Origin of the sequence: Cupriavidus sp. SIMBA_020 (genome assembly GCF_046535395.1) — a bacterium.
Classification (GTDB): domain Bacteria; phylum Pseudomonadota; class Gammaproteobacteria; order Burkholderiales; family Burkholderiaceae; genus Cupriavidus; species Cupriavidus campinensis.
Genome location: NZ_JAWRWU010001729.1, coordinates 1 through 234 on the forward strand (window position 1 = coordinate 1; position 234 = coordinate 234).

Genomic DNA, 234 nt, shown 5'->3' on the forward strand with positions numbered 1-234 from the left:
CCACGGCGGCCGGCACCACGGTCGAAACCGTCAGGTATTACGAGAAGGAAGGGCTGCTGCCCGCCCCGGATCGGGGCCTGAACAACTACCGCAGCTACGGCCAGGCCCATCTCGAGCGGCTGCGGCTGATCCGCAACTGCCGCGCGCTGGACATGACGCAGGACGAAATCCGCGCCATCCTGTCGCTGGCCGACAATCATCAGACGGGGTGCGGCCCCATTAACGAGCTGTTCG

General features: G+C 66.2%; 1 protein-coding gene. It reads left to right on the forward strand.

Translation table 11 applies throughout. The annotated features are described in order from the left end of the window. On the forward strand, positions 1 to 234 hold a 234-nt coding region (locus SB751_RS35530), incomplete at both ends, for a MerR family transcriptional regulator (RefSeq protein WP_410749677.1).